14 protein-coding genes are annotated in these 13,996 nt (G+C 41.3%); 13 read left to right on the top strand and 1 reads right to left on the bottom strand.

The genetic code is table 11. The annotated features are described in order from the left end of the window. Position 1: 1 nt before the first annotated feature. The 7 genes from AC58QT_RS05345 to AC58QT_RS05315 all read left to right on the top strand — a co-directional run bounded on the left by AC58QT_RS05345 (position 2) and on the right by AC58QT_RS05315 (position 5,348). The gene (locus AC58QT_RS05345) at positions 2-763 is read left to right on the top strand and encodes an anti-sigma factor domain-containing protein (RefSeq protein ID WP_497408093.1); all 762 of its coding nucleotides are present in this window, start codon (positions 2-4) and stop codon (positions 761-763) included. A 77-nt stretch (positions 764-840) separates the two neighbouring features. Continuing rightward, the gene (locus tag AC58QT_RS05340) at positions 841-1,593 is read left to right on the top strand and encodes a stalk domain-containing protein (protein WP_497408022.1); all 753 of its coding nucleotides are present in this window, start codon (positions 841-843) and stop codon (positions 1,591-1,593) included. 166 nt (positions 1,594-1,759) lie between these two features. Beyond that, positions 1,760-2,260 carry an NUDIX domain-containing protein gene (locus tag AC58QT_RS05335; RefSeq protein WP_497408021.1) on the top strand — a complete coding sequence of 167 codons (501 nt, stop codon included), beginning with the start codon at positions 1,760-1,762 and terminating at the stop codon, positions 2,258-2,260. Between the two features lie 45 nt (positions 2,261-2,305). Continuing rightward, positions 2,306-2,992, top strand: a complete 687-nt coding sequence (locus AC58QT_RS05330; RefSeq protein WP_497408020.1) for an HAD family hydrolase — start codon at positions 2,306-2,308, stop codon at positions 2,990-2,992. 217 nt (positions 2,993-3,209) lie between these two features. Further along, positions 3,210-4,187: a metallophosphoesterase family protein gene (locus tag AC58QT_RS05325; RefSeq protein WP_497408019.1), complete on the top strand. Its 978-nt coding sequence runs from the start codon at positions 3,210-3,212 to the stop codon at positions 4,185-4,187. 177 nt (positions 4,188-4,364) lie between these two features. Further along, positions 4,365-4,721 carry a DoxX family protein gene (locus AC58QT_RS05320; protein ID WP_497408018.1) on the top strand — a complete coding sequence of 119 codons (357 nt, stop codon included), beginning with the start codon at positions 4,365-4,367 and terminating at the stop codon, positions 4,719-4,721. 78 nt (positions 4,722-4,799) lie between these two features. Continuing rightward, a complete protein-coding gene (locus AC58QT_RS05315) occupies positions 4,800-5,348 on the top strand; it encodes an NADPH-dependent FMN reductase (protein WP_497286789.1) in 549 nt (182 codons plus the stop codon). Positions 5,349-5,417: 69 nt separating this feature from the next. Here AC58QT_RS05315 and AC58QT_RS05310 read toward each other — a convergent pair whose 3' ends face one another. Beyond that, positions 5,418-6,119 carry a hypothetical protein gene (locus AC58QT_RS05310; RefSeq protein WP_497408017.1) on the bottom strand — a complete coding sequence of 234 codons (702 nt, stop codon included), beginning with the start codon at positions 6,117-6,119 and terminating at the stop codon, positions 5,418-5,420. Positions 6,120-6,287: 168 nt separating this feature from the next. On the opposite strand from AC58QT_RS05310, the gene AC58QT_RS05305 reads away from it, so the two are divergent. The 6 genes from AC58QT_RS05305 (at position 6,288) to AC58QT_RS05280 (ending at position 13,932) form a co-directional block, all read left to right on the top strand. Continuing rightward, positions 6,288-7,685, top strand: coding sequence for a spore germination protein (locus AC58QT_RS05305; protein WP_497408016.1), 1,398 nt, complete (start codon positions 6,288-6,290; stop codon positions 7,683-7,685). Next, positions 7,682-8,842: a Ger(x)C family spore germination protein gene (locus AC58QT_RS05300; RefSeq protein ID WP_497408015.1), complete on the top strand. Its 1,161-nt coding sequence runs from the start codon at positions 7,682-7,684 to the stop codon at positions 8,840-8,842. The genes AC58QT_RS05305 and AC58QT_RS05300 overlap by 4 nt, the downstream gene beginning before the upstream one ends. Beyond that, entirely contained in the window at positions 8,839-9,930 is a 1,092-nt protein-coding gene (locus AC58QT_RS05295) for a GerAB/ArcD/ProY family transporter (protein WP_497408014.1), read from the top strand. Before AC58QT_RS05300 ends, AC58QT_RS05295 begins: the two co-directional genes overlap by 4 nt. Positions 9,931-9,967: 37 nt before the next feature. Next, positions 9,968-10,717 carry an SDR family NAD(P)-dependent oxidoreductase gene (locus AC58QT_RS05290; RefSeq protein WP_497408013.1) on the top strand — a complete coding sequence of 250 codons (750 nt, stop codon included), beginning with the start codon at positions 9,968-9,970 and terminating at the stop codon, positions 10,715-10,717. 242 nt (positions 10,718-10,959) lie between these two features. Continuing rightward, positions 10,960-13,524, top strand: a complete 2,565-nt coding sequence (ppsA, locus tag AC58QT_RS05285) for a phosphoenolpyruvate synthase (RefSeq protein ID WP_497408092.1) — start codon at positions 10,960-10,962, stop codon at positions 13,522-13,524. 72 nt (positions 13,525-13,596) lie between these two features. Next, positions 13,597-13,932, top strand: coding sequence for a thioredoxin family protein (locus AC58QT_RS05280; RefSeq protein WP_497408012.1), 336 nt, complete (start codon positions 13,597-13,599; stop codon positions 13,930-13,932). The last annotated feature ends 64 nt before the right edge of the window (positions 13,933-13,996 follow it).

The following is a 13,996-nucleotide window of genomic DNA, read 5'->3' as shown; positions in this document are numbered from 1 at the left end:
GATGGAAGAACGGGAGCATATAGACTGTAGTTTTGTGGTCAATTATTTGACAGGCGACTGCACGGAATGGGAGCGAGCCGCTTTCGAACGGCATCTGCGCACGTGTGTCGCTTGCCGTGAAGAATTGCACGACCTGGAGGCGGTCTGGGAGGCGCTGCCTTTTGACATGGAAGAAGTTGAAGTTCCGCCTGATCTGAAGGAGCAAGTCATGTCAGCCATAGTACCAAATCGACATGATCTGATCATCGAGATGACAACGAATGAACGGTCGCAAAACGTTCCCAAAAGTTCCAAAGGGCGCTTATTTAAATGGGCCTATGCCTGCGCTGCTATAGTTCTTATCGGTGTAACAGGAGGTCTCTGGTGGAACAATCAGGAGCCCAATCCAAGTGGCACACTAAAGACGGCGCTCAATCAACCTGCCGAAATTGAATCCATCTATCAGCTCAAATCGGTGGAGACCTCGATGTCATCAGCATCAGGAACGGTGTGGGTGCTCCAGCATGGTGATGTCCATAATGTGGTTGTAAATTTGCAAGGTTTGAAAGAAACAGAAGGTGACTGGACCTACCAAGTCTGGTATAACCGAAATGGTAAAAGATACAACTGCGGGACATTACGTGTCGATACGAAGGGTGCCGGTATGTTAACCTATACGATCCCAGTGAAGACAGAAAATCTTCAGATTGACTCGTTTGGTGTTACGCTTGAACCAGATCCGAATGGAACTACACCGAGGGGCAAAAAGATTTTGGGCACATAATTCAAAAATATCAAACCGAATTCAAACGCATGACGTTTACTTAAACGAGCAATGTTAATATGAAGGAGGATACGGGTATGAAGAAATCAATGATAGCCATAATACTGGGTGCCGGGTTGATGGTTGCAGCAGTAGTTCCAGCCAGTGCAGAGGATCATGGGATGCACACGTCGACGCCAATCAGCTCTAAATTAGCTGTTGCTAATCAAGTGAAGTCCGATATGAAAATTACGTTGAACGGGCAATCTCTTGCCCTTGATGAGTCCTATCTGATCGATAACTCATTATTCGTCCCTTATCGAGCCTTTGCCGAAGGCATTGGGGCTGAAGTTGGCTATGATGCGGACACACGAACAGTTACGGTGACGAAAAGCGGGAAAACCGTCAAATTGTCGATTGGGTCTGCCATGGCCAATGTGGATGGAACAAACGTAGCCATGGTCGGTCCTGCACAATTAATCAATAGTTCAACTTTTGTTCACTCACGGTTTTTGGCCGAAGTATTCGGTGTCAACGTCCAGTACGACGAATCCACAAGAACGGTTAACCTCGTCACAGGTACTGGACAATCCGTCGCGAAAACGTATTATATTAACATCGAGAGCTTTGCTTTTAGCAACACCGATTTGACTGTGGAAGCGGGATCTACTATCGTGTTCACCAACAAAGACAGCGTCAAACATAATGCAGTGGCAGATGATGGCAGTTTTCAAACGCCGCTTTTAAGCAAAGGGGAGTCGGAAAGCATCACGCTTACGAAACCTGGCGAATACAGCTACTTCTGCGAACCGCATAAGGAGTTTATGAAGGGTAAAATAACCGTGAAATAAAAAAGAAAAATCTCGTCAGTCTCCGTAAAGGAGCGTGGCGGGATTTTTTCATATCATTATTTTCTATATCAAAATGAGAACGATTCCATCTAATAGGGATGTTATTAAACAATAATCAGAAGCTCTATGATAGAAGTAAACCAATATTATCCAGAGGTGAATTGACTTGAGTATTAGTTGGCATGAATCCTATTTAGGGAATCTTCGCAAGTTGGTTGGACCCCAAAAAATATTAGTTAATTCCATAAGAGCGATTATTCGGAATCATGAGGGACATGCCCTGTTCATAAAGCGTAGAGGCGATAAGAAGTGGGGGATGCCCGCCGGTGCCATGGAATTAAACGAATCTATTTATGATTGTTTAAAGCGAGAAGTCAAAGAAGAAACTGGCATTGATGTAAACCAAGCAACCTTAATTGCCATTTATTCGAATCCAATAAGCCAATCCGTTATAGATCGATTTGGCAACGAACATCAAGTCGTTGAATATTTATTTTCGGTCGATGAATGGTCGGGCGTTCTTGAGCATGAAACAGATGAGAGCGTAGATGCCAAATTCTTTCATGTAGATGCGCTACCCGAGGCTTCCAATGCGTTTTTCTCCAAACATCACGAGGTCGTATTTGCAGATTTTAAGAGATTTGATGGGAAATTGATATTAAAGTAGACTTTGATTTGTATGAAAATAATATCTCAAATGAGGAGTGAGTGTATGGAAGTAAAAGCGATCTACTTTGATTTATTTGAAACCCTTATTTCAGAATTTGAAAATGGTCAAAGGAAAGCTCCACGTTCAACTCACATGGTAGAACAATTGGGAGTCGACACAAAGATATTTGATAATGAATGGAAATTAAGACAAGAAAAAAGAATGGATGGCTCTTATTCGGACTTTCCGTCTGTAATCAGAGATATTTTTAGCAAAATGGGTCATGAAATTCATGATGATCGTATTGAAACCTTACATACGCAAAGGAAAGCATCTAAATTAATCCCTTTCAACAAAATTGACTTAAGGATTTTATATATGCTAGAGCAAATTAAGAAAATGGGGTTAAAGATTGGTTTAATAAGTAATTGTACGCCAGAAGAAGTGATTGGCTGGGAATCCTCACCGTTAGCCGCGTATTTTGACGATACTATTTTTTCATATCAAGTAAAATTAGCAAAACCGAATCCCCTCATCTATCATTTAGCATGCGAAAGACTTGGGGTTAGTCCATCTGAATCAATATTTATTGGTGATGGTGGATCGAACGAATTGGAAGGGGCTTCGCAAGTAGGTATGTCCTCTTACCATGCAACTTGGTTTATTCCAACATACATCAGCGAAAGAATTACAAACTACACCAAACTAAGAGAACCATCTGAATTGATTGAACTTGTCTCTCAGAAGTAAAGAAGAGAAATTATTCAAGCGATAAAATCATATGTATAATAAAAAGAGAGTTAACCTTATCTTCTAACAGGTATTTGACCTCAAGGCATAGAAATTAGTTAAAAGGCACTATTTACAGAGAAAATGGGGGAAATAGATTCATATGATCTCTAGAAGACAGTTTGTCAAAAGATTGCTTGCTACTGTGTTTGCTTTAACTGGTGGGGGTGCCCTCTTGATGCAAACGCTAAAAGGCAGAGAGACGAATGGAACTGTAGTTGAAGCCATCGAACAGAAAGAAGTTCCCCATGAAACCGTTTCACCGGATCCGGTCATTTCTGGCGAAAATCGATTATTGCTATCCTTTTTCCTCCTTAGTGATGTGCATATTTCTAATAATGGGACCTCTACCATAACGGATCGGCTTCATTCAGCTTTGAAAGATATCACTCATTTCGAATCCCCAGTCGATACAATTGTATTCGGGGGAGATATCACGGATGTAGGCAGAGATCAGGATTATAAGCTTTTTCGAAAGGTATTAGATAACTATAAATTACCGCCATTATACGCGAATATGGGTAATCACGACTATTATGATATTTGGATTAATAGTAAAGGTGATTGGTCCGCGGAAACAGTGCCTAATGGAAAGACCGATGCTATGTCGCGTGAACGCTTTATGAAATTTTTCGGCTACAAGGATAAGCCTTATAAGGATGTATGGATGAATGATGTTCATCTCATAATGATGTCTCAAGAAACGTATGTACAGGAGAAACCAGAGGTTGGGGAGGGCGCTTGGTACTCGGATGAGCAACTTGCGTGGCTCGAAACGATTATGAAAAGCCATGTGGATGGAAAGCCCGCAGTTGTCTTTATTCATCAGCCGTTACCAGCGCCGGATACCGAGGGGAAACCGCCACAGTTGCTCAGAGCCAAGGAGTTTCGTGCCATTTTGGCTCCTTATAAGAACGTTTTCGTACTGTCCGGGCACACCCATCGTAACTTTGCGACGGAGAATCACTATAATACGCAGAATACGTTTCACTGGTTCAATAATGCTTCTGTAGGCAAAACACGCAGCGCTGACAACCCGAATGTAGCGCAGGGCATGTACGTTCAGATCTATAACAACGAAGTGATTGTCCGCGGCCGAGAATTTTCCGATCGTACCTGGATCGAATCGGCTAAGTACACTGTAGCGTTAGTTTAATTGATTGTATTGTAAATATTCAGATAGGCAATTGGCGAAAAATGGAGAACCGTTTGTAACGGGTCTCTATTTTTTTTGTTGACACAAATTCATCCTAATGATAGGATAATAAACGTCCTAACATTAGGATAAAGTGTTTCGAGATAAATAAATATAGGATAAGGGGAGAGATGTAAAATGGGTATACTATCAATTATTCTTCAAGCTGTATTAGGTTTAGGATTTCTGATGTTTGGATTTATGAAGTTCGGTTCAAAGCAAATGGTGGATGAATTTAGACGGTATGGATATTCAGGCGGTTTTAGAGTTTTTACTGGCCTCGTTGAAGTAATTGCTGCAGCTATCATCATTTGGGGGATTTGGAATGATACATTAGCGGCATGGGGAGCTGCATTAGTTGTTGTAACGATGTTAGGAGCCATTCTTACACATATGAAGGTGAAGGATGCTGCTAACAAAATGATGATGCCAATCCTTTTATTCGTGCTAGGTATTATTGTATTAGTTATTAATTTTGGAGCTTTAACTAATTAATTTAATAAAGTGAACGTAGTATGAGCACAATGGTTTTGGAAACATTAATAAAAACAAACCTTACTGGAGGAGAAAACAATGAGTAATGGAAAATTGAATGTAGGAATTATTTTAGGTAGTACAAGAGCAGGACGCGTAAGCCCGCAAGTGGGAGAATGGGTAAAAGGAATTGCTGAAAAGCGTGGAGATGCGAACTATGAAGTCGTAGATATCGCTGAATACCACTTACCGTTCTTGGGGACCACCGATGGGACGGAGCCAGGAATTGCAGCTTGGAATGAAAAACTTAACAGCTTGGACGGTTTCGTATTCATCGTTTCCGAGTACAATCACAGCATATCAGGTGCCCTAAAAAATGCACTGGATCTTGCACGTGAAGCCTGGAATAACAAAGCAGCTGGTATCGTAAGTTATGGTTCGACTGGCGGTGCGCGCGCTGCAGAACATTTACGTGGCATTTTGGGTGAATTACTGGTTGCCGATGTACGTGTACATCCTACATTGTCTTTATTTACGGATTTTGAGAATTATACGACATTTAAACCTGCAGATTTACATTTGACGAATGTAACTGGCATGCTCGACCAACTTATTGCTTGGAGCGGTGCATTAAAAACAATCAGATAATAAAAAAATAATGACAACAAAAGAGCTGCCAAGAGGCAGCTCTTTCAATTTTATCCAAAGTTATTGAACCTACTCGGAGATACCGAAGTATTGTCTCATAACACGCAGTTCATGGTTCACACGCTCTGGAATCTCCTTAAGAAGCTCTGGCCACGGTACGAATAATGATTCATCCCAGGAAAATTCTATAAATGTCATCGTTGGTCGGAACCGAAACGTCTGCAAGTAGCGTTCAACTAATTCGTTAGTTTCCTTATCTGTAGTTAACTTATCTTGCAGTATGTCAGGGACTAACAAACCCGCTCGACCTGCTGTCTCGTAGGTACACGTATCTAAATTCGGGATGAGTTCAAGCATAGTAAGCAGCGGGGAGAAAGCATGTTTACCTGGCTGAGAATACAGTCTTACCTGGTAAGGATTGTTTTCAGCAATATTGCTCCGATCCTTGAGTAATCCTTTGAAATATTTGCCATGGAAGCTGCATTCACAATTGATAACAGTGCCATCACGTCCTACATAAATCCACACATGCTCTAATTCATACAAATGCTCGATGTCATAATCCCAATAAATCGCATATTCAATGACCTTTTCTATTCTGGCATCTGACTCGAAACTGATTATGCGACGAAAGGAAGGGGATTGACCATCCTGATCAAAAATGGTTACGCCAACACGTACTGGATAAAAGGGCTCCATTTGATCAAATAACAGTTGTGGTGCGTATGTTTTGGCTAACGATACATCTATTTCAATTTGCTGATTTTGCAAAGCCGCTGCCTCCTTTTTGAATGACGAGTCACTATAAGCTTAATTATAGGGAAAATAGTAGGGCATACCTTAATTTATTTTAGAAAAATCTATAAAGTTATTGGAATAAAGTAACAGAAAATCACGCAAAATAAAAAAATGAGTTTTTGGGGAGGAGGGAGTTTCGACATGGAGCAAAACATCTCGTTACAAGTAAACGAAAGTGTAAAGATTAATCACGAGGCCTTACTACATATTTTTCATCATTGTGCGGATATCGTATTTAGACCATTAAAGCTTTCAGATCACTCAGAAATTCTGCTCGTTTATATTCAAGAACTGACAGATTCGGGGAAATTAGAACAAATTATTTCAGCCTGTATGATAAGTCGTGATTCTGATCGACTGACTCAGTATACAACTGCTTTTCAGTTGTCGGAAATTGTAGCAAATGTCTTGAAAGGCTGTACAGCTATCTTTCTAGACGGCAATCCTTTTGCCTATTTAGCGGATTTGAACGCTTTCAATCAAAGGGCCATTAGTGAACCAAGCAATGAAGCGTCGATTCGCGGTCCACGTGAAGGATTTACCGAAAGCATAAAAACAAATATAAGCATGATTCGTAGAAAAATAAGTAATCCCAAATTGAAATTTGAAATGCATCAGGCAGGAGAGCTAACCAATACGGATTTTGTGGTTGCGTATATCGAAGGGAAAGTCAAACCAGAATTACTTCAAGAAGTAAGAAGAAGACTTGATGCTTTTCGTACGAATCAATTGTTAGACTCTGGATATATTGAAGAATTTATTGAGGACAAGACCTTTTCCCTTTTTCCGCAAATTCAAAATACGGAACGTCCGGACACCGTGTCTGCGAGTCTATTGGCGGGCAGAGTGGCCATTATCGTTGACGGCTCACCGAATGCTTTATTATTGCCAATGACGTTCTGGTCAGGGTTTCAAGCTGCGGAAGACCATTATGAACGCTTCTTATACGTCTCTGCCGTCAGACTTATCCGGTTCTTGTTAGCTATTATGTCTTGCTTACTTCCATCAATATATGTAGCGCTAACGACGTTCCATCCTCAGATGATTCCACTTGCTTTAATGCTGAGTATTTCAGTATCAAGAGAAGGGATTCCGTTTCCAACGGTGATAGAAACATTATTAATGGAACTGATGTTCGAGGGATTGCGGGAAGCCGGTCTACGGTTGCCCAAAGCCATCGGTTCAGCTGTGAGTATCGTTGGAGCATTGGTTATTGGGGAAGCGGCGGTCCAAGCAGGTTTTATCTCAGCACCTATCGTGATGATCGTTGCGGGTACAGGGATTGCTTCGTTTGCATTTCCGAGCTATAGTTTGGCATTGCCATTTCGCCTGTTACGTTTTCCACTTCTAATCTTAGGTGGATTCCTGGGTCTGTATGGCGTCGCCATTGGTGTCATATTCGTCATAATTCATCTTGTATCGCTGAAGTCATTCGGTGTTCCTTACCTAACACCAGCAGCACCCATTGGACAAAGATTTTGGAGGGATACCTTGATACGCATGAATAAACGATATGTATCGACACAACGTAAACAATGAAAAAAATCTGGCTAATCCTATGGATCATACTGACGTTGTTCGTTTCCGGTTGTTGGGACAGGAATGAAATTAATGATTATGCTTTCTGGATTGGAACGGCTTTAGATATTTCTGAAAGTGGCAAACTTCAAAAAAGCGCCCAGGTGGCAGTTCCCGCAGATTTCAAGAGCACGAAAGGTGGAGGGGATAGTGGGCAAAGAGCAAATATTGTGCTTACCGCGACAGGAAGTTCAATCGTAGATTTGACCCAGCAAATTCAAGACAAATTGCCTAGAAGGGTTTTTCTTGGACACCGTAGGTCTATTTTCATTGGAGAAAAGCTGGCGAAACAAGGACTAGTAGAAATTATGGATCAATTTACACGAAATACCGATACACGTCTGCGCACAGATATATTTGTTGTGAACAACGGTGAAGGAAAAGATGTCTTGAAAATCAACAGTCCGTTTAATCAATTCTCATCGATTGTTGCTGTTGATCAGGACCGATTTTGTCGATTAGGGGACACAGCCTTACGAGATGTTTTACTAGACGTCGGGCGAGATGGTATTCGGCCATCTATGCCGATGGTTGAGATTTCACCGAATAATGAACAAGAAAAACATGAAACCATCGAGGTGAAGTCCGTAGCTATATTCAATAAAAAACTGCAAATGGTTGGGAAAGTAAGTGGAAGAGAATCCTTGGAAATGTTTTGGGTCAAAGGCGTGTTAAAGGATCAATTTCTAACGGAAGAAACGGAGGAGGGGGTTATTTCTTTATACGAATCCAATTTAAAAAGATCAATACGAACAGAAATTGAAGGCCATACAGTTAAAGCCTACGTGAAGCTAGAGGGAACTGGAAGAGTTCTTGAAAATAACTCGGATATTGATATATCCATTTCCTCCGAACGTAGACCATTAGAACATAAACTGAATGAACGTAAAGCAAAAAAAGTAGAGGAAACCATTAAAAAAATGCAATTGGAATTCGGTCAGGATGTGTTTGGTATCGGAGAAGAAATTCACAAAGAGCATCCCTACCAGTGGAAAGAACTGCGTGATCATTGGGATCAAATATTCCCGACTGTTGACGTATCAGTAAGTGTCAAGCTAAAAATTCAGAATACAGGGGATATTGGCAAACGTATCCCAGGAATTGGTGATCGAAAGTGAAAATCTCTCCTTGGCAGTTGTTTTGGATGTTCACGACGTTAGAAATTTCGATGAGTATTTGGCTCACGGTATCCCCGTCGATTGAGTTAGCTAAACAAGATGCATGGATCTCTCTGCTCATAGCTGGTGTAATCGGACTGGCTGTGACAACGATTTTAGTGCTTATTTGTCAGCGTCATGCTTCCCAAACATTGGTGGAGTTTGCACAAAAGCTATTTGGTAAATGGTTCGGAAAGCTCATAGCCATGCTCTATATTGTGGTTTGGTTTTCCGTATCTGCCGATATTTTACGAATTTTCTCGTTATTTATAAAGCAATTTCTTTTTCACGATACGCCGATTTGGATGATAGCTCTGCTTATGGTTGCCGCGATGGTTTATATCAATTACTCAGGAAGCATCGAAGCTATTGCTCGCTTTAGTGAACTGGCTGGCCCCTTACTTTTAGTCGGTATTTTAATTACGTTCGGTTTAAATGTAACGAATCTGCACCCAGCGCTTCTTTTACCCATCTATGCAGACACCGGGGTGATACCCATTCTGAAAGGTTCTATGGTAAACGCATCGTTCCTCGGAGAGTCGATGATGATTATGATGCTAGCCCCTTTTATTGCGAATTCACAAAAAATGCTCAAACCTACGCTACTTGCCATTTGTGTTCCTGCTTTAATCGGCGTATTAACGGCAATTTTTGTTATAATGACATTTGGGACCAATATCGGAGGAACGTTAATCTTTCCGTATTTTAGCATGGTTCGATTTATTAATTATCTACAATTTATTCAAAACATGGATGTTTGGATTATGTTCATCTGGATCTTCAGCGTATTCGTAAAATTGGCGATTTACTTGTTCATCAATAGCTATGGATCTGCACAATTGCTCGGCATCAAGAATTGGCGAATCGTCATCGGATTTGCTGCAATCGTTATTTATACGATATCCTTAGTACCTGCTAACATTATAGGTCTGTTGGATTTCGCGAAATTCGTCTGGATTATTTACATTTTTCCAATCTTCATTGTAGGTTTACCGGTTATTTTTCTGCTTATTAGTCATGTTCGAGGTCGATCACTGGTACATAAGTAGACATTCAGTTTAGATAAAAGTGGAAGAGGGGATTTGTTTGCGTAAAGTCGCACTCATAACTGGGGGAGGTCAGGGCATTGGGCGTGCCATTGCTATTGCTTTTGCACAAGAAGGTTATGGTATTTCCATCGCAGATATTCACCAAGAGAAGGGATTGGAAACCTTAGAATGCTTGCGTCCCTTTACTGAAGATGCCATTTTTATGAAGGTTGACGTTTCTAAGCAAGAGGATGTTGACCAATGGATAGCGCGTACGCATTCAGATTTGGGAAGCATTGATGTCTTAGTGAATAATGCAGGGATCATGCATAATACCGATGTGTTGGAACTTCGCGCAGAACAATTTCAGCGAGTACTCTCAATAAATCTAGGAGGTACTTTTCATTGCTCTCAGGCGGCAGCCCGAATCATGAAAGTACAAGACAACGGCGGTGCTATTATTAATATCTCGTCCACCAGAGCTGCCATGTCAGAACCTAATACCGAAGCATATTCCGCTTCAAAGGGTGGCATATCGTCATTGACCCATGCGATGGCAATCAGTTTAGGCGGGTATGGCATTCGCGTTAACGCAATTTCGCCAGGATGGATTGAGGTGCGAGACGAAGGCAGTTATTCCCACTCGGAAATAGATCGCAAGCAGCATCCCGTAGGTAAAGTTGGGAAACCAGAAGATATTGCCGCGGCATGTTTATTTCTAGCGAGTGAGAAAGCAGGATTCATAACTGGGCAGAACCTCACGGTAGATGGGGGGATGACAGTTAAAATGATGTATCTAGAAGAATAATGTGAGTAGTACAGTTGCAAAAAATCAAAAAAAGAACCTGGGCAATGTTGCCAGGTTCTTCTATATTGCATAGGCAGAGTCACGATGATATAATCGACTTAAGACTGTTTATGGTAAAATGTTCATAGTAAATCCATCTTATACTTTAATCTTACCATGCCAGTGACCTCTTGTCAAATATTTTTCAAATTCGTGATTAGGAGAGATGTTGAGTGAATGCTTGGGTACTCAGTTTTCAGGAAATGGAAAAAACACAGCTATCGCTCGTCGGAGGAAAAGGATTGAATTTAGGGGAATTATCCAAAATTCAAGGGATTCAAGTACCAGAAGGATTTTGTGTTACAACGAAGGGATATCTGAACGTCATCGAACAAAACGAAACGTACCATGCTTTGGTGAATCAACTAACACTCCTAAAAGTAGATGATCGAGAACAAATTGGTGAAACCAGCAGGAAGATTCGAGAACTCATAACTGAAGTAGAAATTCCTAGCGATGTTGTGAAAGCTGTCACTAACTATCTTACTCAATTTGGTGAGGGGGATGCCTATGCGGTGCGATCAAGTGCGACGGCGGAGGATCTACCACATGCCTCTTTTGCTGGTCAGCAAGACACCTTCTTAAATATTATTGGTAAAGAATCCATCTTACGGCATATCAGCAAATGTTGGGCTTCGCTATTCACGGATCGCGCGGTTCTCTACCGTATGCAAAATGGATTTGACCACAGCCAAGTGTTAATATCCGTCATTGTTCAAAAGATGATCTTCCCGCAAGCTTCGGGAATTCTATTTACCGCGGATCCCATGAGCTCTAATCGAAAACTGCTATCCATCGATGCCAGTTTTGGTCTTGGGGAAGCCTTGGTTTCGGGCTTGGTATCTGCCGATAATTATCAAGTAAAAGGAGACGAAATCGTGGAAAAGCGGATAGCCACCAAGAAATTGGCTATCTATGGACGTAAGGAAGGAGGAACGGAGACGCAACAACTCCAACCTGAGCAACAAAAGGTACAAACACTAACGGATCAACAAATTTTACATCTAGCTCAACTTGGAAGACAGATCGAATCCTATTTTGGCAGCCCACAAGATATTGAATGGTGTTTAGCGGAGGATACATTTTATATAGTCCAGAGTCGTCCCATCACGACCTTATTCCCGATTCCTGAAGCTATTGATCAAGAAAATCATGTCTATTTATCTGTTGGCCATCAACAAATGATGACAGATCCTATAAAACCATTGGGTTTGTCTTTTTACCTGTTAATTACTCCTGCACCTATGCGTAAAGCCGGTGGGAGGTTGTTTATAGATGTAGCACCCAGGATGACTAAACCTGTCGACCGAGAAACATTATTAACGACCATCGGATCCGATCCGCTTATAAAAAGCGCACTCATGACCATCATAGAGCGAGATTATATAAAATTGGTACCAAATGATCAAACAGCACCGATTCCGAGCCGAAATAATCCTGATCTTGTGCAACAAATTGAAAACAATCCGAACATCGTATCTGAGTTAATTCAGAGTAATCGCGCATCGGTAGAAGCATTAAAACAAAGTATCCAAACGAAATCAGGATCGGATGTCATTGATATTATACTAGAAGATATCCAGCAATTGAGAAAGATCTTGTTTGACCCTCTTAGTACGGCTGTGTTTATGACGGCCATCAATGCTTCCTTATGGATCAATGAAAAAATGAACAAGTGGTTAGGTGAAAAAAACGCAGCAGATACGCTTTCTCAATCGGTACCGAACAATATTACATCAGAAATGGGTCTGGCATTAATGGGTGTCGCGGATGTGATTCGCCCTTATCCAGAGGTCATTGATTATTTACAGCACGTAAAAGAGGATAACTTTCTGGATGAACTGGTTAAGTTGGAGGGGGGACAGGAGGCTCAAGCTGCAATCGATGCTTATCTGCAAAAATACGGAATGCGATGCGCTGGAGAAATCGATATTTCTAGAACGCGATGGAGTGAGAAACCACTTACGCTAGTTCCGATGATTCTGGGTAACATCAAAGCTTTTGAGCCTAATGAAGGCCAACGTAAATTTGAACAAGGACGCCAGGAAGCTTTGGACAAAGAACAAGAATTAGTAGCTCGATTAATCAGTTTGCCAGATGGTGAACAAAAAGTTGAAGAGACCAAACAAATGATCCGCCGAATTCGAAATTACATTGGGTATCGTGAATATCCCAAATATGGTTGGGTTAATCGCTATTTCGCATATAAGCAGGCTATACTGAGAGAAGCAGAGCAACTCGTACAAGCGGGTGTCATTCTTGAAAAAGAAGATGTATTTTATCTCACTTTTGAAGAACTGCATGAAGTCGTAAGTACCCATACACTCAATTATCAGCTTATCAGCAAACGTAAAGTTGAATACCGCTTGTATGAGAAACTAACTCCCCCGCGTGTTATCACATCGGATGGTGAGATCATTTCGGGTACTTACAATCGAGAACATATACCGGATGAAGCGCTAGTTGGTCTACCTGTTTCCTCAGGCGTAATTGAAGGACGGGCACGTGTCATTTTAAATATGGAAGAAGCTACTCTCGAAGATGGCGATATCTTGGTTACAGCTTTCACAGACCCTGGCTGGACACCCTTGTTCGTATCTATAAAAGGTTTAGTCACCGAAGTTGGTGGACTGATGACACATGGCGCCGTTATCGCGCGTGAATACGGTTTGCCTGCTGTAGTTGGCGTGGAAAATGCCACTTCATTAATAAAAGACGGTCAACGAATTCGCGTACATGGAACCGAAGGTTATATTGAAATCTTGTAAACAGCACATAGAATAAAAGACAAACTAACAGTGAATCTTAAAAAAATAAGCAGCACAGGGGAGGCAAAATGTGTGCAAATCATTTCATTGAACAAAGAAACATTCAGAGGACAGGTCAATCATGGGATTACGCTCATTGCGTTTTACTCACCTGAGAGCGAAGCTAGTCAAAGGCAACTTTCAACTGTTGAGGAACTCGTGCAGGAAGTCAGATATCAAGCTAACATAGGCAAAGTTGATATCGATTCGGATAAAGAACTTGCAACGGAGTACGGTGTATTGAGCGTGCCAACGTTAATGTTGTTTAAAGACGGTTATCAATTGGAGACATGGGTGGGTCCCCAAAGTAAAGAAACGTTGAAACAGAAAATCATTGAATATGCAACTATGGGCGATTCTTGCGTGTAATGAACAGTTATCAATATAGTAAATACTTAAAGGACTGCCATTAGGCAGTCCTTGTTTCATAGGA

Source organism: Paenibacillus sp. J31R109 (assembly GCF_059692055.1).
This window is presented reverse-complemented; position numbering and strand designations above follow the sequence as displayed.